The sequence below is a fragment of the Fischerella muscicola PCC 7414 genome, assembly GCF_000317205.1.
Taxonomy (GTDB): domain Bacteria; phylum Cyanobacteriota; class Cyanobacteriia; order Cyanobacteriales; family Nostocaceae; genus Fischerella; species Fischerella muscicola.
Map to the genome: position 1 here is coordinate 17864 of NZ_AJLK01000072.1, position 23617 is coordinate 41480.

Below are 23617 nucleotides of genomic sequence, written 5' to 3' on the forward strand. Positions count from 1 at the left end.
ACTGAGAATACTGGTAGTACTCGACCACATAAGTTATAAAAATCAATGTGGTGAACAACTAGTAGTTTGGCAAGGCAAATTTTTGGGGGAGAGTAATAAACCGCCAAGTACGCCAAGAAAAGGAGAAAAAGAGAATTTGAAAATCGCTAAAAGTTAATTTATGTAAAAATTTTTAACTTTATAACTATTTGTATCTAAGAAAATTTGTCTAATTGTAACAATTGATTCTGTAGACGTAAGCGTTCTGATAGGGTAAGACTTTAAGATAGTAACTGGGTGATATTAGCTTAGTATCAAGCTATTTTCACTATCAAGAACAAAAGTATCTGATATGACTTCGTGAGTGTGGTTGCTACGACGTCTACAAAATCATGGCTATCAACTGAGTTTGATATTCCAACCAAGGGTGCTGATTTCAAAAAAATTCTGACAACTTAACTTAGTAAATCTACATAGTCTCCGAGTATGTATACTCACAGCAAATTTTTGAATCTCAGCGTTGAAGAATATTTGCAATTTGAACTAGAAAGCCGCATTCGTCACGAATATCTTGCGGGGCAAGTCTATCCAATGCGAGAAGATAGTAATAAAAGTAAAGTCATTACTAGCAATATATTGACCCGATTACGTACACATTTGTTTTGTACAGACTATCGAGTTTATTCATCAGAAATGAAGATTAAAATTCCTAAATTAAACATCTTTTATTATCCAAATATCTCTGTTACCTGCAACCCTCAAGATCGAGAAAAATTTTACAAAAGTCAACCTTGTTTGATAGTGGAAGTATTTTCATTGGCAACGGAACGTATTCATCGTAATGAAAAGTTGATGAATTATCGGCAATTACAAAACTTACAAGAATACGTTTTAGTTTCAGAATCTGAAATCAAAGTTGAAGTATACCGCAAAAACAATCAGAATAATTGGTTTGTGGAAGAACTAGGAAAAGAAGATAATCTGCAATTATCTTCGGTAGACTTAGAAATAGCGATCGCAGATATTTATGAAGATGTAAGGATGTAAGTTTCATGTTATTCTCTGCCTGAATAGCGTGAGATTTTCATGATGCACAAACTATTAGTTACTGGAGCTAGTGGATTTTTAGGTTGGCATCTTTGCCAATTGGCAAATCTAAATTGGGAAGTCTATGGAACTTACTTGACTCATTCTGTAGAAATTCCCAATATCAAAATGCAGAAAGTCAATTTAACAAACTTTCAGGAATTAAAACAGATATTTAATGAAATTCAGCCAGCCGCAGTTATTCATACCGCAGCACAATCACAACCTAATTATTGCCAAAATCATCCTGAGGAATCTTATGCAACTAATGTCATAGTCTCCCAAAACATTGCTGATTTGTGTGCAGATGCTTCTATTCCTTGCGTATTTACATCTACCGACCTTGTTTTTGATGGTTTAAATCCTCCTTATCGAGAAACAGATCCTGTATGTCCTATAAATAGATATGGTGAGCAAAAAGTGATGGCAGAAGTGGGAATGTTAGAACGCTATCCGATGACTGCCGTGTGTAGAATGCCATTAATGTTTGGTGCAGCTACACCCACTGCTACCAGCTTTATCCAGCCGTTTATCAAAACTCTGCAAGAGGGCAAAGAACTAAAATTATTTCTAGATGAATTTCGTACACCAGTAAGTGCCACTACCGCAGCCAAAGGACTGTTACTAGCATTAGAAAAAGTACAAGGAATAATTCACTTGGGTGGTCAAGAAAGAATTTCTCGCTATGATTTTGGACGTTTATTAGTAGAAATATTTCAATTACCTACTACTGGATTAAAAGCTTGTCGACAACAAGATGTAAAAATGGCTGCCCCCAGACCTAGTGATGTTTCCTTAGATAGTTCTAAAGCTTTTGCATTAGGGTATCAACCTCTATCTTTGAGAGCAGAATTAGAGAAATTAGTCAGCAAATAGAGAATTTTCTATTTAAATGTTATGGGACTTACGCAAAATCGTTAAGAAATGAACCGCATAGACGCGCTCATAGGCTACTTTCAGAAGCCCATGAGCGCGTCTAATGCGTTCTTTGCGGTTCGTTTTTTATATTTAGTATAAGTCCTATTCTATTTAGTTCTTAGTTTTTATATTCAGACACATTCATTACTTATCTGTTTTTTGAGTGGTGAACTTCTATGATGCCATTAATTACTTGTTGCAAATCTTCATCTGTGAGATTAGAACTAGAAGGTAAGCACAGACCATTTGTAAATAAATCTTCTGCTACTGCACCACCAATAGATTCACATTCAGCAAAAACAGGCTGGAGATGTAAAGGTTTCCAAACTGGACGAGACTCAATTTGCTGTGCAGCAAGTGCTAGGCGCACTTGTTCTCGATCTGCGCCAAAAGCTTGAGGATTGATCGTTAAGCAGGTTAGCCAGCGAGTAGCCTGTCCATAATTAGCTTCCGGCATAAATTCTATTCCTGGTAAATTTCCCAAAGCAGAGGTGTAAATCATAAAGTTGCGTCGTCTTGATGCAATCCGTTGTGGTAAAACGCGCAACTGACCACGACCAATAGCAGATGCAATGCTACTGAGGCGATAGTTGTAGCCAATTTCTGAGTGTTGGTAGTAAGGAAAGCGATCGCGTGCCTGAGTTGACAAGAAACGAGCTTTTGCCACTAATTTTGAGTCATCAGCAACCAACATCCCACCACCAGAAGTAGTAATGATTTTATTCCCATTGAAGGAGTAAATACCAATTCGTCCGCAAGTTCCAACATAACGTCCTTTGTAGGTAGCACCCAATGCTTCGGCGGCATCTTCAATTAAAGGAATGTCATATTGATTGCAAGCTTGGAGTATCGGATCAATATCTGCACTTTGGCCAAACAAATGCACGACTATAACTGCTTTGGGTAACTTGCCAATTCGTGCGCGTTTCTCTAGTGCTTCCTGCAACAAGTCAGGATTCATATTCCAAGAAGTGCGATCGCTATCTATAAATACAGGTTTTGCTCCTTGATAAACAATAGGGTTAGCACTAGCAATGAATGTTAAAGTAGAGCAAAAAACTTCGTCTCCAAGTTCTACACCAACTAATCGTAAAGCCAAATGCAAAGCCGCAGTGCCAGAACTAACAGCAGCAGCATCACCAGCACCAGTTACTTGGCAAAATTCCTGCTCAAAAGCATCTATCTGGGGACCAACAGGGGCAATCCAATTAGTATCAAAGGCTTCTTTGACAAATTCTAGTTCAAGATCACCTAGATGAGGAGTTGAAAGAAGAATTGATTTAGACATTCAATGTGTGATTAAAAAAATAATAATGTCAAAAATCAAAAAGTGGCGATTTTTCAGTTTCAGAAACTTACGTCATACATCATTTTGTTAGACAAAATTAAAGTTAGGGGTGCATTCAAGTGAACTATTAACAGTATAGAAAATGTGTAATTAATTTTGTTTTGATACTTATTAAATGTTCAGGCTGTAAAGATTTTATTAACAGCCAAGTTTAATCATTAGTTGCAAAAAAGAGAATATTTAAGTCTTTATCTGTTTATCTGCAAACATAAATAATTTATCAACACTTTTCCAGACTATCATAAAAATCTTTTTCTGCTTATTTGAGTAAATAAAATTTTCGAGTATCGTGTTTCTCGCTAAATAGCTTGTATTAGATGAAATTTTATAAAAACAAATCTAACTAAATACTATTGCTTTCTTTTATTTCACAAAGTACTTATATGCGAGGAGTTCTAATCATTTATATTCATAAACATAAATTTTATACTAGTACATATACGTGAAATATTTTTGATGATAATTTTAAAATATTGAGCTAATACATGCATAATTATCTCTCTAATTAAGAAAATCATATTCATGTCAAAGGATTTATTTATACATATTTATTTTAGAAGTTTTATAGTAATAATCATGATTTTCTAAAAAAAGTAAGTATTAAACAAGATAAAAATAAGTATCTTTACAAACTTAGATTGTACATAATACTTAGAAACTCAAACTAATCTATATTATTTATTTATGTAAATCAAAATTTCAATAACAGAAGAAAAATAAGCTCAAACAAGCCAAGAGTTTATTATTTATGACTTTATCTCCTTCAATTTAAGCAACCAACAATATAACTTTGTTTAATTGGCAGCAAATCTCATTATGTTGATGACTTTTTTGAGCGTTTAACTTTCTTTTGACAACTACATTAAGAAGGATTTTGATTCAGGATATTATATAAAATTTATTTGATAATCTTATATTTTTTTCATGTTTAAATTAACAGTTTATTATATTGATAAATTGACTTTATATGAATTGAAACTGATAAGCACATTATACTCTTAATTACAACTTATATGCTATTTTTATGCAACTCTATACAACAGTTGATAAAGATAACTGGTAAAAGAAAGTAAAAGGGATATTATTTTTTTTCATGGAATTGTACTAATTCAAAAAGATTTAAATTCTCTGGCATACTTCTCTTTATCAAGTAAAATCAGAATTTTCTCTTCCGAATGTCTTATGTAATTGATTTAAAAGTTTTTATATTGTTCAATTATTTTTCTTTGAAGTGATACGAATATTATGCAATCAAGATACTGAGGTGCATCTCATATACAAAATTTGTCTTTCCAGTGTTATTTATATAAATCAATTTATTTTTTAGAAAGACTTTATATTTATTGAACAACGAATTAATATAGGAATCTTATTTGATGTTTTAAAAAACTCAGTATGCGTTTATTCCTTCTTCCTTGTTTTCTGTTCACTGTTTGGATTTCCCTGTCTCTATGACTGTTCAGGAATCAAATCGGATTGCCATAGCATGATAGAGAAAATCAAAACAGAATATATGATGTGTAATATGCTTAATTATAATGGGTATGGTATCATTGCTAATTTAATCTATAGCAATCAAAATTCGGTAGAAGTACTGATTTATCTACCTGAGTGATTCTATTAAAATTTATCTACGAATAAAAGTTTAGTTTAAGCGTAAGTGGCAAAAATAACAACATTTTTAGAACATATAAATATTATTGAGAATAGTATGTCATGAATTAATCAAATTCATTTTTGCTGAACTCAGAGATTAAAGGAGAACCCAAGGTGAACAAGATCCAATTATCTTTGGTTATTAGTTACCTACTGATGACCTGCTATTTTGTCATCAACTGGTTAAAATTTTATTTGCGTCATCCTGTTGATTCTCCTGAGGATAAATTTTTATCTTTAGTGTTGTTGGCGATCGCAATTATCTGCTGGCCCCTAGTCATTCCCATACACTGTTTACAAACTGTCAAGACAAGACAATTCGAGTTCAGTACTGTGGTTCCTGCACTAATTGCGATCTCTGCGTTTGGATTAGTATTTTATATGACCTAGTATTAAGTTAGCTTTGCTCATAATTGGTTTTGCAACTTTCCCATCAATTTGGCGGAAGTTCCAAGGGAAGTTTACCCAACAATCCCTTGCGAAAATCAGTTAAGATTTGCCGTGCAGTTCGTTCAACATCTCCTTTATGACGTAACTCTGATAAGTTGTGCAAGTATGATTCCCCTGTGGAAGATGTAGGATCGAGGTCGTAACGCGATCGCAAAGGATTTTCTGGTAACACATCAGGCGCGATCACACAAAGTTCATTCACTAAATCTACGAATGCTGCTGCTATCAATTGATTATCGTAAGCTGCTTCACCAATATCGTCACAAACAGCCAATTTCAATCCCGCTTCTTGATCTTCTAACTTAGCAGGAATTACACCAGGAGCATCTAGTAATTCCAACTCTTCGGAAATTCGCACCCAACGCAATTGGCGAGTCACCCCAGGACGCGCTGCACTCTCGACTACTCGTCGTCCCACCAAGCGATTAATTAAAGCTGACTTGCCAACATTAGGAAAACCAATCACCACAGCGCGGACTGGACGGGGTAACATACCGCGATCGCGTCTTCTTTTATTGAGTTCCACACCAGCTGCTTGTGCTGCTTTTGATACTGCGGTGACTCCTTGACCATGTTGGGCATTGGTAAAAAAAACTTGTTCACCTTGGCGTTTAAACCAGTCTATCCACAACTGACGTACTTGGTCAGAAATCATATCTAAGCGGTTCAACACCAACAACCGTTTTTTATTCCCTATCCATTGTGGTATCTGGGGATGGAAGGTTGACAAAGGAATGCGGGCATCTCGTACCTCTAGCACCACATCTACAAGCTTGAGTTGTTCTTTGAGGTTTTTTTCAGCTTTGGCAATGTGACCGGGATACCACTGAATTAAATTTAATTTGTAGTTCTGATTTATACCCATTTTTTTAATCTTTTGATATGAGAAGGCAAAAGGGCAACCCCATAAATAATGGGCTTTTGCTCTGAGGATGCCAAGTAGACTTGTCGCACTTTTTGCTTGATACAAATCTTATTATCTTTTCTACGAATAAATTCGTGTACATCAGGGTGAATAAAAATATTGCTCTTCTTACACCCCTACATCCTTACTCCCCTACACCCCTGTTTTAAGTTCAGACTGATGTAAAATCAAACGATTGCCATCAGGGTCATAAGCATAAATTTCTCTACCGTGGGATGCAATGATGATTTCCCCTGGTGGGGGATAGCCTAAAGCTGTTAAGTGAGCGATCGCATCCTCTAAACTTATCACCTCTAAGCACAAACTAATTTTGCTTTTAGTTGAATACTCAAATTCTAAATAATGGGTTTGTTTTGGTTTAAATATTCCTAATTTTAAACTAGGTAGTTGGAACTCAGCATAGACATTAGAGATGATATGTTCGGGTTTTTGATTAAAAAGATTAGTATAAAAACTAACTAATCTTTCAAACTCAAAAGATGCGAAAGTCACAAGTGCGTCAGTACATTGAAATAGCATAAAGCACCAACTACAAACTGGTTGCATTGTAAAATTCTTTTCGCATCTTGGCAGTACCCCTGAGGGTACTCATGGGTAAGGGAAGTTGGGGAGTGTGAGAAGTGTGAGGAATAACCAACCACTAAGCAATGTACAGATGTGCCATGGCACGTCTGGTACAACCACTAATATTGTACAGACGCGAGGAACATCGCGTCTGTACTAACCAATGACAAATGACAATTGACTTAACTTTAAATTGTGTCGATCTACTTAGACTTGCTGCGATCGCTTCATAATGTAATTAAGAAATATTAAGCAGCAAGATTTCAGTCTAGTATGAGCAAAATCGCCCTGAATTTAGTTGCAATTTTTGTCTTTCTCATGACCCTTTCGACTCTACTGGGGTCAATGTTCAATTTATCGCCCACTTTACCAGCACTTGCGACCTTCACGATTTTGGGGATAGCCACCTTCGATTCTTTCGGCTTGCAAGGTAAGGGGGGAACTATATTTTTAGATTGGATAGCAGGGTTTTCGCCAAAACACAGAGAACGTATCATTCATCATGAAGCTGGACATTTTTTGGTTGCGTATCTGTTGGGTATTCCCGTCATCGGCTATACCCTCAGTGCTTGGGAAGCTTGGAAGCAAAAACAACCAGGACAAGGTGGTGTCAGTTTTGATGATGCTGAGTTAGCATCTCAACTAGAACAGGGTACGCTAAGCGCCCAAATGCTAGACCGTTACTGCACTGTATGGATGGCGGGTATTACTGCTGAAACTTTAGTATACGAAAATGCTGAAGGTGGGGCTGATGATAAAAGCAAATTGGCAGGCGTTTTGAGGAGTTTGGGTTTTTCTGTGTCTGCTTGCGAACAAAAACAACGTTTTTGTGTGTTGCAAGCCAAAACCCTCCTGCAAGAAAATTGGTCGGCTTATCAAGCTTTGGTAGATGCGATGCGACAGAAGGCTACAGTAGCAGAATGCCTAAAAATAATTGACGAGAAATTATAAAATTTTTTAAGAAGAAACTACCCGCAGATGGGAGTTATGGTGAGCAAAGTACTTCTCACAGCTAATTACACAGTTACGTCCAGCTGCTTTAGCTTGCAATAAACATTGATCAGCACGGTTCAACAGGCTTATACCGTTAACATCATCTTCCATGCGCAGACAAGCTGTTCCCAAGCTAATAGTGATGTTGATTGAGAGTTGATTGTTGATTGCAAATGGTTGTTCGCTGACTATACGGTTGAGACGTCGCGCCACCACTACTGTTTCATCACAACTTGTGTGGCTAAGAATGATCACAAATTCCTCTCCGCCATAACGAAAAGGAGTGTCTTGATATCGGAGATTTTGCCGCAGTCGGTTAGATAATAACTGCAAAAGGCGATCGCCAACTAAATGACCGTAAGAATCGTTAACTTTTTTAAAATAATCAACATCTAAAATAATCAAACTCAAAGGAGTGCCATTAGTACGGGCTTTTTGGATTTGTCTGGGTAAATCCCACTCTAAAGCCCGACGATTACTCAATTGTGTGAGTGAATCAGCTAAAGCGATCGCTGACAACAAATCATTTGTCCGGATCAAATCGCGGTATTTCTGTGCTTTTCGCAAACCAATAGTTAATTGTGCTAGCAACAAATTTTGGCTAGCAGTTAACTCTGCTGAAGTAGAATCTGTTTCTTCTAGAGGTAGCCATATATAGGCATCAGCCCCTTCCCTAAGAGCGATCGAAGTCATTTCTAATTCCCACTCTCTGCCATATTTACTTCTATCAAAAAGTAATTGAGAGCGATCCTCCAAAAGAATACAGTAGATCCAAGATAATTTTGTTTGTTCTTTTAACCAATAACAGAGTTCCATGCTGCCATCACAGCTTGCCTGGACAATTAATATATCGGGCGGAGTAATTTGAATGCGAGATATCGCCTGATTAAGATTAGTGATAACTTCTAAATTAAAAGAGTTTGCATCATGGATCTGATCTGGAAGTTTGGCGATAAAGTTATCACTTCCAAAGATCAGAATAGAAATCTTCATTGTTTTGCTTTTTGCCCCATTTTAACTTTGAGGGAATTGTATTCGTGAAACCTATTCAGGTTTACTGTCCTTACTATATATACCTACATCTTTAGCTAGAGATATTAACCCTTATTTTATTGTCTCGCTGTCTGAACTACAAGCAATTTTCAATGTTTATCTCCTTAAAATACTAATCTTTACTACAGTGTCTAGAGGTAAAATTTCTGATACCTAATTTCTGCCCAGATAACCTTAATTTCAAACAGTATAAATACTGAATAATCTTTTTAAGTATAAAAGTATTACTGTAATTTCCAGGAGTCTGTTATCCAAATTTTTACGATGATAAAATAATTACCTTAATTGCTAATCTTTAAAAGAAAATCATTCTCTCAGTATAAGTTTCAGACATTATTGTACTGACATCAAGTGTATGAATAATTTAATGGAATTATCCGTAAAAACCATTACGTACTTATTTTCCTCTACAAATAGATTATATTTATCACTTCGGTGTCAAACAAGTTTGTAGACGCGCTTTACTCGGTGAACCAGCGTGGAGAATAGGCGCTTTCCGACGAAGTCAATCCCCCCCAGAGTATCGGTAACTTCCCTAAGGACGGGTAAGCTTTTCAAGACAGTCATTCATGCTGCTGTTTTGGTACAACCAAACGTGAAAATTCTTACCCCTTCTGCCCTACTCTGCCTTGAAGCCTATGAGCGCGTCTACGTGTCTACAAACTTTTCGCAAAATCAAAATCCCAAATTATTAATTATTTATTATTGATAGCCTTCAATAGTATATCCAGCTGCAACAATTGCTTGTTTAATAGACTCTTCTGATGCTGCGGATTCTACGGTTACAGTTTTACCTTTTACATCTACCGTGACTTTTGCATCAGGTTCCATTGTGTGAATAGATTCTTTAATTGTGCTAGCACAATCTTCACAAGATATGTTTGGAACTGTTAATTTCAGGGCCATGAACAACCTCGGTACGTAAAAATACTACAATCTTGAGATTTTTATTTTATGGAACAAAGTTAAACTCCTCATCCTACTAAAGTCAGGAAAATGTGCAGCTTCATATAGCGGCACATTTGACAGCTACTTTGTCACAACTTAGTTATGCAATTACACTGAACAAGTAAATCCCCCTTCAGAAGTATTACGTAGTTAGTGGCACAGAAGTCCTTTTCTGCGGCATACTTTTTTTGTAAGAGAGACTAGTTAGTGGTTAGTGGTTAGTAGGGGCGAAGCTATGGCTGGGTATCTTTGGTCAGAACTAAATATCTTGGTACAAATGCACGCGCCCGTACAGTGGTTAGTGGTTTGGGGATGATGTTAAACAACCAACAACCAACAACCAACAACCAACAACCAACAACCAACAACCAACAACCAACAACTAACAGTCCCCTAACTCCCTAGTCTTCGTGTAAAAAGCCATGTCTTTTCATCCCCAGTACCTCAGCGGTAACGAAATACGCACCTTATTCCTTGACTTCTATGCCCAACGGGGACACCAGATTCTCCCAAGTGCCTCCCTCGTTCCAGAAGATCCGACAGTACTGCTGACGATCGCGGGGATGCTACCATTTAAACCGATATTTTTGGGACAGCGCACGCCAGAGTTCAAACGGGCGGCAACTTCCCAAAAATGCATCCGCACCAACGATATCGAAAATGTCGGGCGTACCAAACGGCATCAGACGTTCTTTGAAATGCTGGGTAACTTCAGCTTTGGTGACTATTTCAAAGAACAGGCGATCGCTTGGGGTTGGGAAATTTCCACCACTGTCTTTAAATTACCCCCAGAACGCCTAGTTGTCAGCGTCTACGAAGAAGATGACGAAGCTTACGCCATTTGGCGGGATAAAATTGGCGTCCCTGAAAAGCGCATTAAACGCATGGGCGCAGATGATAACTTCTGGAATTCTGGCCCCACTGGTCCCTGCGGTCCCTGTTCAGAAATATACTATGATTTCCATCCAGAACGGGGCGACGACAATATAGATTTAGAAGACGATACTCGCTTCATTGAGTTTTACAACCTCGTCTTCATGCAATACAACCGGGATGCAGAAGGCAACCTCACACCCCTTGCTAACAAAAACATTGATACCGGTATGGGTTTGGAGAGGATGGCACAGATTCTCCAAAGTGTTCCCAATAACTACGAAACTGATTTAATTTTCCCGATTATTAAAAAAGCAGCAGAAATCGCTGGTATTGACTACCACAAGTCGGATGAGAAAATTCAAGTTTCCCTGAAAATTATCGGCGATCACACTCGCGCTGTCGTCAATATGATCGCTGATGAAATTCGCGCTGCCAACGTCGGACGGGGTTATGTATTGCGGCGTCTAATTCGGCGTCTGGTACGACACGGACGCTTAATTGGCATTCAAGGAGAATTTACCACCCAAGTTGCGGAAGTTGCCATTTCCCAAGCCGAAGATGCTTACCCCAATCTCCGTCAACGGGAAAATAACATTAAAGCAGAATTGCAACGAGAAGAATCTCGCTTCTTGCAAACTTTGGAAAGAGGCGAAAAGCTGCTTGAGGAAATTATTGCTAAGGTGAAGCAACAGGGCAAAACCCAAATTAGCGGTGAAGATGCCTTTACCCTGTTTGATACTTACGGTTTCCCCTTAGAATTAACTCAAGAGATTGCTGAGGAAAACAACTTCACAGTTGATGTTGCTGGCTTTGATGCGGAAATGGAAAAGCAGAGACAACGCGCCAGAGAAGCCCACGAAACCATCGATTTAACTGTGCAAGGTTCTCTCGACAAACTAGCAGAACATATCCACGCCACAGAATTTTTGGGTTATACAGAACCAACAGCAACTGCAAAAGTTGAAGCGATACTTGTCAATGGTATTGCACAAGAAGAAGCAGAAGCAGGAACAGACGTGCAAATCGTCCTCGACAAAACGCCATTTTATGCAGAGTCGGGCGGACAAATTGGCGATAAGGGTTATCTGAGTGGTGAAGGTGTCGTTGTTACTATTAACGATGTCAAGAAAGAATCGGATTTTCATGTCCACTTCGGACGCATCGAACGGGGTACGCTGAGAGTCGGCGATAGTGTTTCCGCCCAAATCGATCGCGCTTGTCGCCGTCGCGCCCAAGCTAACCATACCGCCACTCACCTACTGCAAGCGGCGTTAAAGAAAATAGTTGATGATTCGATCTCCCAGGCGGGTTCTTTAGTGGACTTTGACAGGTTGCGCTTTGACTTCAACTGTCCCCGGGCGTTGACTGCTGAGGAGATTCAGCAAATAGAAGAACAGGTAAACAATTGGATTGCTGAGGCGCACTCTGCGAAAGTAGCAATTTTGCCCCTAGCAGAAGCAAAAGCGAAAGGTGCGATCGCTATGTTTGGCGAAAAATATGGTGACGACGTACGCGTGATTGATTTCCCTGGCGTGTCAATGGAATTGTGCGGTGGTACTCACGTCAGTAATACTGCCGAGATAGGTGTGTTTAAAATTATCTCCGAAGCTGGAGTTGCTTCTGGGGTACGGCGAATTGAAGCGGTATCTGGCACCGCTATACTGGACTACTTAAATGTCCGGGATACGGTAGTCAAAGATTTAAGCGACAGATTCAAAGTTAAACCAGAAGAGTTACCAGACAGAATTACGGTTCTGCAAAACGAACTCAAAAACACCCAAAAGGAATTAGAAAACCTTAAATCACAGTTAGCGATTGTTAAATCTGATCAACTCCTGCAAACTGTGGAAACTGTAGGCGATTATAAAATTCTCGTCGCCCAGTTGGAAGACGTTGACGCAGAGTCTTTGAAAACTGCGGCGGAACGCTTGCAGCAAAAACTTGGTGCAGGTGCGGCGGTGGTGTTGGGTTCGGTTCCGGAAGCCGGGAAAGTTAGTTTAGTTGCTGCTTTTTCCCCAGAAGTGAATAAGAAGGGACTGCAAGCTGGTAAATTTATCGGTGCGATCGCCAAAATTTGTGGCGGTGGCGGTGGTGGACGTCCCAATTTGGCACAAGCCGGCGGACGGGATGCAAGTAAATTGCCAGAGGCGTTGGAGAAAGCGAAAGCAGAGTTAAATTCAGTTTTGGGTTAATTGTGTTTTATTGTAGGGTAAATTTTTACCTTGCTTGAAAAGCGTAACAAATGTGTAGGGTGGGTTAGATTTAGTACTGATCCACCCTAAATACTTGTATATATATTTTCAATAAAAATGAACTATACTAAGTGTTATACTTTATCATCTGTACTAGTTTCTTGCTCTAAAACTAATTTTTATGTGGGTTTCTGAAATCACATTGAACAACTTTAGATGCTTTTCCGATGCAAGTCTTCAATTGTCTAAAGGAATTAATTTAATAATAGGTTCTAATAATTCTGGAAAATCAACTTTGTTAAAATCAATTTTATGGCTTCAGTTAGGCTTTACTTTGAACAATAAAGATTTACGAATATTCCACAATAGTGGATATGTTCAGTTGTACCTCAAAGAGGTAAATCAAAACTTTTTAAATTTAAATCCAGGACAAGATATTTTGTTCAAACTAGAACGATTGTGAGTAGCTTGAACGAAATACAACGTTAATTAATCAAGTTTTAAGTTATGCCATTGCTTGATTCAACGTAACGCAGAATGCAATCGCACTTTTGATAAGTACCTTCCAACCCATCATCTACAATTGAGTTAGGCAATGTACTGACCTCATAACGCTACACCAAAGTACCAAAATGCAGAGAGTCACAGTTGATGAAATCAAACGAGATCCCCTAAAGTTTCTCAATCAAGTTGAGGCAGGTGAAAGCTTTGTCATTGTCCAAGCAGACAAGGCAATTGCCGAATTAAAACCAATTACAAATACTAACAAGCAATTACGACCATTTGGTTTGTGTGCAGGGGAATTTACAGTACCTGATGATTTTGATGCGCCTTTGCCTGAAGAGATTCTAAATGCATTTGAGGGCGAATGAAAATTCTTCTAGACACCCATATTTTCTTGTGGTTTATCAGTGGAGATAATCGCCTATCAGCAGATGTTCGAGATGCCATTCGCGATTCAGACAATGAAGTTTATTTGAGTGTTGTCTCAATCTGGGAGTCCATTGTTAAGTATCAATTGGGCAAGCTACCACTACCACTATCTCCCGAAATTTATCTTCCCAAACAACGCGAACGCCATCAAATTGCGAATCTTGATCTCGATGAAGGTAGTGTTACCCAGCTTACCAAGCTACCATTATTGCATCGCGATCCTTTTGATAGAATGCTTATCTGTCAAGCTTTACAACATAACTTAACTATCGCAACAGTAGATCCAGAAATCATTAAATATTCCATCAATGTCATTTAGGAAGTTAAAAGCGATCGCACTTCACCCAACTTACAAAAAAGAGCGATCGCACTAATTTTCCAGAATCATCGAATAAGCGATCGCACTTTAATATTCCTGGATAACAAACACTTGTGTAGAGAAACCTTTTTGATTTTACTTCTTGATTCTAATTAATCTACCTATTAAAACTTGGGTAGTCTGAGTGAGAAACTCGTGAATTTTTTTTAGCCTGTCCTTCATAGTCTCGATCTTCTTTACAAATTATAATGCCACTATGCTTTTGACCTTGTTTATGAAGGCTAATAAAATCTTCTCGATTAAGAGTGATAACAACTCGTCCTTGTTGATTGGCGAAATTTAATACTTCTTCATCGCTAATCGATTGATTTGCTTGTCCAGCGTCATAAGATGTCAGTACATCATAGTCAAGCTGACGTAACTTTTGAACTAAATCAAGAGGAAAATTCTCATTAGCATAAAACTTGGTCATTCTATTAATCGTCAGCTATTAATTGGTCTATTTCTTGTAGATGTTCTTGATAATACGACCAAGCGGCTTCTAAATCTTGTGGTGTTAGCCCTGGATAATTTCTTAATAATTCTTCTTCGGAAGCACCTTGCTGACGAAAAGAAACTAAAGTCCAAACGGCAATACGAGTATCGCGGATGCGTGCGTTACCTCCGCAAACTCCAGGAGTTTTTTGAATTAAATTTTTTTGAGTGGGTTGAGACATCGGTATTGGGTTTAATTTATACTTTAAAAATAGAATATACAAAGGTATATATAATCTACTTTAAGAAGAAAACCTAGCTCTGTAGATTTTAACTATAATCTGTTTAAACTAAAGCGATCGCACTTCACCCAACTTACAACAAAGAGCGATCGCATCCTAAAACAAAAAAAGGGACGCTTATTTCAATCCCTTTTCCAAAAATAAACTTGCTCTTGAGTAGGAACAATTAGAACAGTCGAAAAATAAACGGATAACGCACAGGTTGATCAGGATTACTGAAACACTTTAATAATGCCCAGATTGTCAATCCCCAGTGCAGTAGAAAACCAAAAGCAACAACAGGAAAGAACAAAATTCCGCCGATACCAAAGGTTAGGAAAGATAGAATTCCAATAGGGACTCCGATCACGGTTCCCCAAAACCAAACATTGAAGTGAAAATTAATTGATTCTTTGGCGTTGCTTTTCACAACTGGATCGTCAGAAAGTAAGTTAATTACAATTGGAACCCCAATCGAAAACAACGCTGTACTAAAGAAAATCGCTCCATGACACAGAGATGATAGCAATTTGCGCTTATCGGAATCATATGTGACTTGCATCCTGGTAGCTCTCCAATTCGCTTTCTAGCTCTGATTGTAGCGATCGCCTAATGAATTTAGTATTGCAGGTTGCCGTACCAAGAAGTTTTCAGGCTTTTCCTGTAGACAGATTAACTTTGAGTGCCATAGCTCAAATATCGGTAATGAGGTTTACCGAACTCTCCAATTTTCTAAAAATTAACAGAGTGATACCAGTAAATTACCAGAAACCTGAGAAAGTGCTAGAACAGAATTAAGAAACGCTTTGAGTTAAGATTCATCTTTGGCAGGCAAATAGCCTGCCAATTTATTACTTAGTTAGTTGGTTTTGATATTTGGGAACAGAACTAATACTCAAAGCATCGAATATCATCAACCCAAAGATAAGCACATAGACACAAAAAAACCGAGCCAGCCTTGTCCCAGCCCTGCGGGCTGGGACGACCTCCACGAGAGACTTTGAAGGAAAACTAATTAATAAAGGCTGGCTCGGTTTTTTCCAGTCGGCCTACTTAGTTGTGGGTTCAGGAACATGTTACTCCCACTAGTGACTAAAATCCACTTGAGTGGACTTTAGCTATGAGCCAAGAAATAAATTTCTTGGCGGACACAAAAACTGGTACAAAATCTCAATATACCCGTTCAAGATAACAACGCCAGATAAGATAAAGTAAGGCAAAGTCCTAACTTTAACATTACTTAAAAAAGGCGGTAAAAAATGGGTCGTTTAAATCCTTACTCTTTACAGATGCAAATTACCCAGATGTTTGAACAAGGGCAATCATTTTTCGCCACAACTAAAGTACAAGAATGGTTGAAAGAGCGTAATCATAATCCCGCAGATTACGAGATTATTTTCCACAAAAAACCTGCTCCTCCAGGTTCCAAAGAAGTGATGGTAGTAGAAATTGAATTGCGGCGCAAAGACGGACAACCAGTAGATCCTTGGTTACAAGAACAAGCTAATTTACATGCCTAAAACATAGAATTTCTTGATTCACATGACAGCCAATAACCAAGAACCAGTTACATACACAGGCGGATGCCATTGTGGCGCAGTACGTTTTCAAGTTGTAGTTGATAGGCACAAAGCCGATGATTGCAACTGTTCTATTTGCAGAAAAAAAGGATTTCTGCATTTAATCGTGCCAAAAGATAAATTTACATTACTCCAAGGCAATGATGTATTAACAACTTACACATTTAATACAGGGGTTGCCCAGCATAAATTTTGTCGCATTTGTGGAATACACTCTTTTTATATTCCTCGCAGTCATCCAGACAGCATAGATGTTAACATCCGTTGTCTAGATGGTGATGTAGTGAAAAACTTTGAAATTGTACCTTTTGATGGAGCAAATTGGGAGCAAAATATACACAAGTTGCGTTAAGTTAAATCAGGCTAGTTTTGATTTGTAATATTAGCGAGAAAAAAATTATTATCTACTAGCCATATTTGACTAAAATTTACATAATTTTCACAGATTTTACCGAAAAAGAGCATTCTCAATTGTGGAATGCTCTTTGTTATTTTTGAAGTAATAAAATCATTAGTTTCAAAATCATCACAATGAAACCTCATCGCTTTTGGATTATTGGTTTTTGGCTTTATCTTGGCATTTTAATGATTATTATTATTTCTGCGTACCTAAAAATTCTCCCTGTGAAAAGTTCCACAATTCCTTTTTATGATACTCTAGGACATTTTATTTTAATTGGCATTGCAGCTTTTCTCAGTCATTTAGCGCTGAAAAAACGCCGTATATCTTACTTAAATATTTCTCTGCCCCTAGCCCCAATACTTGTAATGATATTGACGGTAACAGAAGAATGCTTACAAATTTTATCGCCTTATCGCACCTTTGATTTAATTGATCTCGCCTCTGACTTTTGTGGTATTGTCTTGTTCACCTGGTTAGCAGAAAAATTCATTCGATTTTAGATTGTGGATTTTCACATTTGTCTTGAAAGGCACCAGCGCGAGGGCAGAAAGCAGAAGGAGTAAAAAGAAGCTTTCCTACCTTGATTGTGAACTCTGCTTATAGAACAATACAGTTCAGTTAAGTATTTTTTTCCTTCTCTTGCTTCTGTCTGTGTTCTCTCTTGCCTGGTGCAGTTCATTGCTTTGCGTCCCTTTGGAAAGTATATTCAGTATTATCACTAAAATTAGTGCGAAAAAATATATAAAATTTTTATAAGTATTTAAATTTGGTATATTAGCACACTTGTTACTAAAATCATCATAGTTATCCCAGCTAAATAATTAGCGATCGCTCAAGGATACGAATATTAAGCTTTATTTTGGTCGTGTAATCACAAATTACCTATCTTCACAAAATCTCTAACAAGTGTAAAAAATACTTGTATTTTAAAAATATTTAATGAATTATGTCAGGAAACATAGTCGTTGATTATACACCATAGCTATAATGTAGCAATTTCAGGCTGACCTAACCTGGCTAAACCTTAAAATCCGCATTCTAACTAATATTGACTCAACTAGGGAGAAAGTATTTTATTTGTCTATGGAGAAATAAAGATTGATACAAGATATATATTTATTGTTGCATATCTCTTGTCTTCTCATGATTATTAATGTTATTTCTGAATTAACTGTGTAATAGTAATAATTATGACGATTTTCTAAGAGACGCCAGCATAACATACAAATTCAGAGCATCTATTTTGTATAAAACATGCAATTTTAGCCATCATCTTTGTTGATGTGACAGTTCAAAGTACAGAATGTTGATTTTGTTATATTAGTAACAATATTCTTGATTGTTTTGAGCGATTGGCTACGACTATTGCAATAGTGAAAAACAGACACTATCGCAGATTTTGAATATTGGAGTTAGTTTGAGAAGAGAACATATTAACTAAACCTATTTTTATTATGTCATACCAATTTGCAACACTAAGTCTAGAACAGGAGAATTTAGTTCCTATTTATAAACGTAAATGGAGAAATATCGCTATTTCAACTCAGCGGATTGATCGAAAAAAAGCTGCTGAGGCAGTTAAAGAAGTTTATACTTTTTGTGGTCTTGCTATCCCAGAAGTAGTATTCTGTGAAAGCCCCTATGAGGCTATGAGTAAGGCTTTACCAAGCTGTGAGAATTTAATTATTCCACGCTTAGTTCAGAGATTGTTAGAATTGCGTTTACGTATATTAAATTTATTTCCCGCTCAGGCAAGATATTATCAAGATCCTATTGCTATTCAAAGACCCGATAATGTTAATATACACATTCACACCACATTATATTATCAATTTCTTTCTTACATGAAATATTTAGAACAGCAGTTACAAACTGACTTAGGATATCTCATAGAGTTAGAAATTGAAGTAAACTTATCAGCACTGTATCATCAACTGCAAAATGAATTAGGCAAACAATATGACAGTAACTTCATACCTGCTACTACATTTTGCAGCTATTGCAGTTGGTTAGAATTTTGGAAATCTGCATTAAATTACACTGCTGATCAAGAGTTATTGCAGTTATTTCAATCTTTGGCTAAATCTTGTGGTTGGATTTTTCCTTATAAAAGAGTAGCAGTAGTGTGCGATCGCCCCACCAAACTGTGCTTTGACAGCGACAACCGCCTCCACGCTGAAGGTGAAACTGCGATTGAATTTGCCGACGGGTACAAGCTTTACGCCTATCACGGTGTCATCTTACCGGAAAAATACGGTAAGCTACACCCCCAACAATGGCAAGCACAATGGTTGTTACAAGAAGATAACGCCGAATTACGACGAGTATTGATTCAAGGTATCGGCTACGCTCGTATTATCGAACAATTACAAGCATCTGAGTTAGATCGGTATCAAGAATATACATTATTAAAAATAGAGAACGATGTAGATGTAGAACCAATTTATTTATTAAAAATGACTTGTCCCAGTACAGGATATATTCATGTATTGCGTGTGCCGCCGAATGTACAATCAGCGCAAGAAGCCATTACTTGGGCAAATTGGGGAGTTGCACCAACAGAATTTGCCATGCAGACTTGATTTGAGGAACCTGCCAGTTTCAATCCAAATTTGCCGAAAACCACAATTGGCGATCGCAACTTCTAATTCTTGTAACAAATATTTCTTTAATTATCTAGGGTGAGCATTGCCCACCCTAGATGAAGATTTAAATTAGTTTTGTAACTTTTCTTAGTGTTTGAGCGATCGCTTGAGCATCTTTGCCTACAAAAATTTCTTTTTCGCCGTTACTCCAAGTGATAAAGCAGGTATATTGGGAGCGATTGTGACTAGATAAATTCCGAAAATCAACTTGACGAATGTAAGCTAAATTTATTAATCCTTTTGTAGATGTTTGACAGAGAATGAGTTGTGGCATTATGGAAATATCCTAAATGTATGTTGATGGAAATGTCCTGAATGTATGTTTAGGAACAGAGGGGGCGAGGGTACTTGGAGGTGCGATCGCCCTTCTCTACTATCATTAAATCCCATTTAATAGCACGTGTCAATGAGTTATATTAAAAAAAATATTATACTTGGAGTAGTCTTAATCAATGGGACTAATTAACAGAATTCAAGAATTTGGCAAAGAAAAAGGCATTCCCAGCGCCAACAAGTTTTGGCAAATCACTGGACTGCCAAGAGCAACAGCATTTAGGCTGTGGAGGGATAGAAGTATTTATCCAGATAGAGGAAGCGTGGAAGTTATTTGTCAAAAATTAAACGCCCAACCGGGTGATTTTCTGAATTACGTAGAGGAGGCTGATGAAATCAGTTAATAGTTAACAGTTATCAGTTATCAGTTTTTGATCACTGTCAACTGATAACTGATTGAACCAGTTTACTTGCGGGCGAGTTGATTACTTAGTCTGATAATATTTATTGAACTCACGTTAAGTCTAAGATGAGGCATTCTTCTGTGAAGTTGGAAGCCCACACTATACCGTCAGGGAGCGTGTGGGTAGTTCACGGAATCCATCCAAAAGAAGTCGCCACAACCCGAAAACCACAGATCCGTAATCCCCCATCCGCTTCGTTCCAGCTGCGACTGGCGCTACGGCAAAGTTCTGGACTAAAACTCCAAGAACCACCCCGCAACACTCGACGGTGCATATCTCCACCTACTTCCCATACTGTTCCATCTGTGGGAGCGCCATCATAATTTTTATGCCAAGGATCAGCACACCATTCCCAAACTAACCCATGCATATCGTATAAGCCAAAGGCATTTGCCACACCAAAACTACCTACTGGTGTTGTTTCTTTGCGATATTTAGTTTTGATTTCTGAAGATTCGCCGCTACTGCAATTCGCTAACTCAGAGGTAATTGTTTCACCAAAATGGAAAGGTGTTGTTGTACCTGCACGACAAGCATATTCCCATTCGGCTTCGCTGGGTAAGCGATAATGTCGCCTGGTTTTTTTCCACAAACGCGCACAAAATTCTACTGCTTCGTGCCAAGATACATTTTCTACTGGTCGATTAGCACCTTTGAATTTAGAGGGGTAAGGATTTAAAGATTGTTTAACTTTGGGTAAAGCTGCAACTGCTTTCCACTGTGCTTGTGTGACAGGATATTTCCCTATAAAAAAGGGTTCGACGGTGACTTGATGTTGCGGACGTTCATCAGCATCTCCTTCTTCTTCACTTGCACCCATTAAGAAACTACCGCCGGGGATGGCTACCATTTCTATTGTCACCCCATTTCCTAAATCTTCTATATAGTAATTGGCGGTGCGATAATCACGCTTAATTTCCTTGCCTGTGGAGTCTACGGTTACTGTGTCAAATTCAAAAACTTCTAGAGCAGGAAATCCTGGTGTTACTGATTGTGGTATTGTTGTCAATAATTGAGTTTGGTGTGGCGTCAAAGTTGGCGATGTTGTAGATACAACAGGTAATGAAAAAGATGCTTGTTGGGGATTTAAATCTTTGAGAACTTCTGTTGCTGATTGATACCTTTCTGAGGCTAAATGTTTCAGCAATTTATCTAAAATATTTCCTAAATCTTCGCTGACAGTAATGCCTTTTTCTTCGAGAATTTGCCGCCATAACCATTTACAACTCATGGGATCAAACAGGCGGTCATAAATTTGACCATAAGCATCTCGTACAGGTAAACATCCAGTGATGAGGCGCGCACAAGTCACTCCTAAAGCATACAAATCACTGGCATGACAAGCAAAGCCTGCCATTTGTTCACTGGGTGCATAACCAAGTGTATAAAGGACTGTAGCTTGTCTAGCTAAACTTGTTTGTGTAACTTGTTTAGCGCCACCAAAATCAATTAATACTAGTTTGCCATCGCTTTGACGGCGAATAATATTTTCTGGCTTAATATCACGATGAATGACATTGCGCGAATGGATAAATTCTAAAACTGGTAATAAGTCAGCTAAAAGTTCTCGGATTTTTTCTTCGGTAAAAGGTTGTTGAATAACTTCTGCAAAAAGGGTATTTCCTTGAATAAATTCTTGTACTAAATACAAGCTTGTACCTTGTTCAAAGTAAGCCAATAATCTTGGAATTTGTAGGTGATTTTCTCCTAGTTCATACAGTCGGAAAGCTTCTTCTTTGAATAATTCTGCTGCTTTAGTGCGTTCCGATGTGCCATGAACTTGTGGAAAAAATTGCTTGATGACGCAGGGAGCATTGAGTCTATCAATGTCTTCTGCTGCATAAGTTCTGCTAAACCCGCCTTCGCCTAACAATCTTGATACGTGGTAGCGGTTGCGTAACAATTCACCAAAGTTGCTTTGTCCGCAACTAATGCAAAACCTATTGTCATCAGCATTGAAGGGATTTGAGCAATTGGGATTTTGGCAGATTTGCATAGCCGAGCCAGGGATTACATCTTTTCGAGAGCAGGCCCAATACTATCTATATCGAAAACAGATATGTGGACAAATAAGCATGAGTATTAGTTCATCTGTAATATTGCTCGTACAGAAAGTTATACAGATGAAGAAATCCTTTATTTATTTGTTTATCTGTACCTTAGAACTTTTTAAATATAAATAAATATGAGCGTACGGTTTTCCGTTCTGAAGAGGATAATAGCTGAAGCGATCGCTCTTGTCAAGCGCCAGTGTTGGGGAGTTGGGGAGGTGGGGCGATGGGGAGGTGGGGCGATGGGGGGCTAGGGGTCCCCACTTTGTGGGGTTGGGGGGCAATGGGGAGGTGAGGAGTGTGAGGAGAATAAATAGTGACTAATGACAATTGACCATTGACAATTGACTAATAACTATTTCTTTCTGAAGAAGCACGGATTAATTCGGCGATCAAAGCAACTGTTGCAGAGATTACAATTAAGATAACACTGAGAGCATTAATATCGGGTTTTACTCCTGTTCTAATGCGGCTGAAAATTTCCATTGGTAGAGTGTTGGAACCACTACCAGCAGTAAAAGTGGCGATGAGAAAGTCATCCAAACTCAAGACAAATGCCAACAGACAACCAGCGATAATACCAGGCATTAATTGAGGTAATAACACTTTGATAAAAGCCTGCACTGGTGTTGCTCCTAAATCTAAGGCGGCTTCTTCTAAATGGGGATCTAAATTAGTCAATCTTGCTGACACAACTAGACTAATGTAAGCCAGACAAAATACTACGTGAGCCGCGACAATAGTCCATACACTTAAAGAAATGCCAACAAGAGGAATAGCAACCGCTGCGAGAAACACCAAAGTCGCAACAGCGATCGCAATATCGGGAATAATCAATGGTAGGTAAGAAATACCGCGATACAAGGCTTTACCTGGAAATTGATAGCGCGCTAACCCCACCGCCATTAAAGTTCCCAGCACTGCTGATATACCTACAGCGCTGAAGGCTACTATTAAACTATTTTTTAAAGCCAACAAAATTCGCTCATCACTAAATAGTTGGCGATACCAATCTAGGGTGAAGCCTTGCCAAGTGGCACTGTAAGGTGATTTATTGAAGCTGTAAAAGCCCAGTACCAAGATTGGCAGATACATGAACACAAACATTAATAGCGAGAAAACCGCTTGCCAGGATAAGACACGCGGTTTTTTTTGTAAATGAGATATGTTCACGCTTATGATTTTGGTTTTAGTTATTTGGTCAGC

The 23617-nt window shown here is 38.1% G+C and carries 25 protein-coding genes; 14 read left to right on the top strand and 11 right to left on the bottom strand.

Translation table 11 applies throughout. The features are described 5' to 3' along the window. Positions 1-465 precede the first annotated feature (465 nt). Together UYI_RS0110305 and UYI_RS0110310 are read left to right on the top strand one after the other, a co-directional pair. Positions 466-1026: a Uma2 family endonuclease gene (locus tag UYI_RS0110305; protein ID WP_016866582.1), complete on the top strand. Its 561-nt coding sequence runs from the start codon at positions 466-468 to the stop codon at positions 1024-1026. Positions 1027-1068: 42 nt separating this feature from the next. Further along, positions 1069-1941, top strand: coding sequence for an SDR family oxidoreductase (locus tag UYI_RS0110310; protein WP_026085873.1), 873 nt, complete (start codon positions 1069-1071; stop codon positions 1939-1941). 190 nt (positions 1942-2131) lie between these two features. On the opposite strand, the gene UYI_RS0110315 is transcribed toward UYI_RS0110310, so the two are convergent. Then, entirely contained in the window at positions 2132-3271 is a 1140-nt protein-coding gene (locus UYI_RS0110315; RefSeq protein ID WP_016866584.1) for a DegT/DnrJ/EryC1/StrS family aminotransferase, read from the bottom strand. 1830 nt (positions 3272-5101) lie between these two features. Here UYI_RS0110315 and UYI_RS0110320 point away from each other — a divergent pair. Beyond that, a complete protein-coding gene (locus UYI_RS0110320; protein ID WP_016866585.1) occupies positions 5102-5377 on the top strand; it encodes a hypothetical protein in 276 nt (91 codons plus the stop codon). Positions 5378-5420: 43 nt separating this feature from the next. Here UYI_RS0110320 and ylqF read toward each other — a convergent pair whose 3' ends face one another. Both ylqF and UYI_RS0110330 read right to left on the bottom strand, forming a co-directional pair. Then, on the bottom strand, positions 5421-6302 hold the full coding sequence (gene ylqF, locus UYI_RS0110325; protein WP_016866586.1) for a ribosome biogenesis GTPase YlqF: 882 nt from the start codon (positions 6300-6302) through the stop codon (positions 5421-5423). Positions 6303-6494: 192 nt separating this feature from the next. Then, complete coding sequence (locus UYI_RS0110330; RefSeq protein WP_016866587.1) at positions 6495-6908, bottom strand: VOC family protein; 414 nt, start codon at positions 6906-6908, stop codon at positions 6495-6497. 291 nt (positions 6909-7199) lie between these two features. Between UYI_RS0110330 and UYI_RS0110335 the strand changes: the two genes are divergently transcribed. Then, positions 7200-7877 (top strand): hypothetical protein, encoded by a 678-nt coding sequence (locus tag UYI_RS0110335; RefSeq protein ID WP_016866588.1) that lies wholly within the window; start codon positions 7200-7202, stop codon positions 7875-7877. A 6-nt stretch (positions 7878-7883) separates the two neighbouring features. On the opposite strand, the gene UYI_RS0110340 is transcribed toward UYI_RS0110335, so the two are convergent. Together UYI_RS0110340 and UYI_RS0110345 are read right to left on the bottom strand one after the other, a co-directional pair. Next, positions 7884-8912: a GGDEF domain-containing protein gene (locus UYI_RS0110340; RefSeq protein ID WP_016866589.1), complete on the bottom strand. Its 1029-nt coding sequence runs from the start codon at positions 8910-8912 to the stop codon at positions 7884-7886. A gap of 762 nt (positions 8913-9674) precedes the next feature. Beyond that, on the bottom strand, positions 9675-9878 hold the full coding sequence (locus UYI_RS0110345; protein ID WP_016866590.1) for a heavy-metal-associated domain-containing protein: 204 nt from the start codon (positions 9876-9878) through the stop codon (positions 9675-9677). 291 nt (positions 9879-10169) lie between these two features. On the opposite strand from UYI_RS0110345, the gene UYI_RS36715 reads away from it, so the two are divergent. The 5 genes from UYI_RS36715 to UYI_RS0110370 all read left to right on the top strand — a co-directional run bounded on the left by UYI_RS36715 (position 10170) and on the right by UYI_RS0110370 (position 14240). Continuing rightward, positions 10170-10325 carry a hypothetical protein gene (locus tag UYI_RS36715; protein ID WP_016866591.1) on the top strand — a complete coding sequence of 52 codons (156 nt, stop codon included), beginning with the start codon at positions 10170-10172 and terminating at the stop codon, positions 10323-10325. A 17-nt stretch (positions 10326-10342) separates the two neighbouring features. Next, positions 10343-12988 (top strand): alanine--tRNA ligase, encoded by a 2646-nt coding sequence (gene alaS, locus UYI_RS0110355; RefSeq protein WP_016866592.1) that lies wholly within the window; start codon positions 10343-10345, stop codon positions 12986-12988. Positions 12989-13169: 181 nt separating this feature from the next. Continuing rightward, positions 13170-13451, top strand: a complete 282-nt coding sequence (locus tag UYI_RS40185; RefSeq protein ID WP_016866593.1) for an AAA family ATPase — start codon at positions 13170-13172, stop codon at positions 13449-13451. 169 nt (positions 13452-13620) lie between these two features. After that, positions 13621-13860, top strand: coding sequence for a type II toxin-antitoxin system Phd/YefM family antitoxin (locus tag UYI_RS36720; RefSeq protein WP_016866594.1), 240 nt, complete (start codon positions 13621-13623; stop codon positions 13858-13860). Continuing rightward, positions 13857-14240 carry a type II toxin-antitoxin system VapC family toxin gene (locus UYI_RS0110370; protein ID WP_016866595.1) on the top strand — a complete coding sequence of 128 codons (384 nt, stop codon included), beginning with the start codon at positions 13857-13859 and terminating at the stop codon, positions 14238-14240. The genes UYI_RS36720 and UYI_RS0110370 overlap by 4 nt, the downstream gene beginning before the upstream one ends. 157 nt (positions 14241-14397) lie before the next feature. Here UYI_RS0110370 and UYI_RS32395 read toward each other — a convergent pair whose 3' ends face one another. The 3 genes from UYI_RS32395 to UYI_RS0110385 all read right to left on the bottom strand — a co-directional run bounded on the left by UYI_RS32395 (position 14398) and on the right by UYI_RS0110385 (position 15557). After that, positions 14398-14712: a DUF5615 family PIN-like protein gene (locus tag UYI_RS32395; protein ID WP_016866596.1), complete on the bottom strand. Its 315-nt coding sequence runs from the start codon at positions 14710-14712 to the stop codon at positions 14398-14400. Between the two features lie 4 nt (positions 14713-14716). Continuing rightward, positions 14717-14956, bottom strand: a complete 240-nt coding sequence (locus UYI_RS0110380; protein ID WP_016866597.1) for a DUF433 domain-containing protein — start codon at positions 14954-14956, stop codon at positions 14717-14719. Positions 14957-15182: 226 nt separating this feature from the next. After that, positions 15183-15557, bottom strand: coding sequence for a DUF4870 domain-containing protein (locus UYI_RS0110385; protein ID WP_016866598.1), 375 nt, complete (start codon positions 15555-15557; stop codon positions 15183-15185). Between the two features lie 697 nt (positions 15558-16254). Here UYI_RS0110385 and UYI_RS0110390 point away from each other — a divergent pair. The 4 genes from UYI_RS0110390 (at position 16255) to UYI_RS0110405 (ending at position 19560) form a co-directional block, all read left to right on the top strand. Next, positions 16255-16515 carry a hypothetical protein gene (locus UYI_RS0110390; RefSeq protein WP_016866599.1) on the top strand — a complete coding sequence of 87 codons (261 nt, stop codon included), beginning with the start codon at positions 16255-16257 and terminating at the stop codon, positions 16513-16515. Positions 16516-16537: 22 nt separating this feature from the next. Then, entirely contained in the window at positions 16538-16927 is a 390-nt protein-coding gene (locus UYI_RS0110395) for a GFA family protein (RefSeq protein WP_016866600.1), read from the top strand. A gap of 179 nt (positions 16928-17106) precedes the next feature. Continuing rightward, positions 17107-17478 carry a VanZ family protein gene (locus tag UYI_RS0110400; protein ID WP_016866602.1) on the top strand — a complete coding sequence of 124 codons (372 nt, stop codon included), beginning with the start codon at positions 17107-17109 and terminating at the stop codon, positions 17476-17478. Positions 17479-18432: 954 nt separating this feature from the next. Beyond that, positions 18433-19560 carry a DUF6745 domain-containing protein gene (locus UYI_RS0110405; RefSeq protein ID WP_016866603.1) on the top strand — a complete coding sequence of 376 codons (1128 nt, stop codon included), beginning with the start codon at positions 18433-18435 and terminating at the stop codon, positions 19558-19560. A 127-nt stretch (positions 19561-19687) separates the two neighbouring features. Here UYI_RS0110405 and UYI_RS0110410 read toward each other — a convergent pair whose 3' ends face one another. Further along, the gene (locus UYI_RS0110410) at positions 19688-19897 is read right to left on the bottom strand and encodes a hypothetical protein (protein ID WP_016866604.1); all 210 of its coding nucleotides are present in this window, start codon (positions 19895-19897) and stop codon (positions 19688-19690) included. 178 nt (positions 19898-20075) lie between these two features. Between UYI_RS0110410 and UYI_RS0110415 the strand changes: the two genes are divergently transcribed. Then, positions 20076-20300 (top strand): helix-turn-helix domain-containing protein, encoded by a 225-nt coding sequence (locus tag UYI_RS0110415; RefSeq protein WP_016866605.1) that lies wholly within the window; start codon positions 20076-20078, stop codon positions 20298-20300. 187 nt (positions 20301-20487) lie between these two features. Here UYI_RS0110415 and UYI_RS0110420 read toward each other — a convergent pair whose 3' ends face one another. Together UYI_RS0110420 and UYI_RS0110425 are read right to left on the bottom strand one after the other, a co-directional pair. Continuing rightward, the gene (locus UYI_RS0110420) at positions 20488-22356 is read right to left on the bottom strand and encodes a bifunctional serine/threonine-protein kinase/formylglycine-generating enzyme family protein (RefSeq protein WP_016866606.1); all 1869 of its coding nucleotides are present in this window, start codon (positions 22354-22356) and stop codon (positions 20488-20490) included. A gap of 403 nt (positions 22357-22759) precedes the next feature. Continuing rightward, complete coding sequence (locus tag UYI_RS0110425) at positions 22760-23506, bottom strand: ABC transporter permease (protein ID WP_016866607.1); 747 nt, start codon at positions 23504-23506, stop codon at positions 22760-22762. Positions 23507-23617 lie beyond the last annotated feature (111 nt).

Coding starts and splice junctions, on each gene's coding strand:
- UYI_RS0110390 (WP_016866599.1), top strand. CDS start 16,255: ATGGGTCGTTTAAATCCTTACTCTTTACAGATGCAAATTACCCAGATG.
- UYI_RS0110420 (WP_016866606.1), bottom strand. CDS start 22,356: ATGCAAATCTGCCAAAATCCCAATTGCTCAAATCCCTTCAATGCTGAT.
- ylqF (WP_016866586.1), bottom strand. CDS start 6,302: ATGGGTATAAATCAGAACTACAAATTAAATTTAATTCAGTGGTATCCC.
- UYI_RS36720 (WP_016866594.1), top strand. CDS start 13,621: ATGCAGAGAGTCACAGTTGATGAAATCAAACGAGATCCCCTAAAGTTT.
- UYI_RS0110400 (WP_016866602.1), top strand. CDS start 17,107: ATGAAACCTCATCGCTTTTGGATTATTGGTTTTTGGCTTTATCTTGGC.
- UYI_RS0110395 (WP_016866600.1), top strand. CDS start 16,538: ATGACAGCCAATAACCAAGAACCAGTTACATACACAGGCGGATGCCAT.
- UYI_RS0110305 (WP_016866582.1), top strand. CDS start 466: ATGTATACTCACAGCAAATTTTTGAATCTCAGCGTTGAAGAATATTTG.
- UYI_RS0110340 (WP_016866589.1), bottom strand. CDS start 8,912: ATGAAGATTTCTATTCTGATCTTTGGAAGTGATAACTTTATCGCCAAA.
- UYI_RS0110425 (WP_016866607.1), bottom strand. CDS start 23,506: ATGTATCTGCCAATCTTGGTACTGGGCTTTTACAGCTTCAATAAATCA.
- UYI_RS32395 (WP_016866596.1), bottom strand. CDS start 14,712: ATGACCAAGTTTTATGCTAATGAGAATTTTCCTCTTGATTTAGTTCAA.
- UYI_RS0110345 (WP_016866590.1), bottom strand. CDS start 9,878: ATGGCCCTGAAATTAACAGTTCCAAACATATCTTGTGAAGATTGTGCT.
- alaS (WP_016866592.1), top strand. CDS start 10,343: ATGTCTTTTCATCCCCAGTACCTCAGCGGTAACGAAATACGCACCTTA.
- UYI_RS0110335 (WP_016866588.1), top strand. CDS start 7,200: ATGAGCAAAATCGCCCTGAATTTAGTTGCAATTTTTGTCTTTCTCATG.
- UYI_RS0110385 (WP_016866598.1), bottom strand. CDS start 15,557: ATGCAAGTCACATATGATTCCGATAAGCGCAAATTGCTATCATCTCTG.
- UYI_RS40185 (WP_016866593.1), top strand. CDS start 13,170: ATGTGGGTTTCTGAAATCACATTGAACAACTTTAGATGCTTTTCCGAT.
- UYI_RS0110310 (WP_026085873.1), top strand. CDS start 1,069: ATGCACAAACTATTAGTTACTGGAGCTAGTGGATTTTTAGGTTGGCAT.
- UYI_RS0110380 (WP_016866597.1), bottom strand. CDS start 14,956: ATGTCTCAACCCACTCAAAAAAATTTAATTCAAAAAACTCCTGGAGTT.
- UYI_RS0110410 (WP_016866604.1), bottom strand. CDS start 19,897: ATGCCACAACTCATTCTCTGTCAAACATCTACAAAAGGATTAATAAAT.
- UYI_RS0110315 (WP_016866584.1), bottom strand. CDS start 3,271: ATGTCTAAATCAATTCTTCTTTCAACTCCTCATCTAGGTGATCTTGAA.
- UYI_RS0110330 (WP_016866587.1), bottom strand. CDS start 6,908: ATGCAACCAGTTTGTAGTTGGTGCTTTATGCTATTTCAATGTACTGAC.
- UYI_RS0110370 (WP_016866595.1), top strand. CDS start 13,857: ATGAAAATTCTTCTAGACACCCATATTTTCTTGTGGTTTATCAGTGGA.
- UYI_RS0110415 (WP_016866605.1), top strand. CDS start 20,076: ATGGGACTAATTAACAGAATTCAAGAATTTGGCAAAGAAAAAGGCATT.
- UYI_RS0110405 (WP_016866603.1), top strand. CDS start 18,433: ATGTCATACCAATTTGCAACACTAAGTCTAGAACAGGAGAATTTAGTT.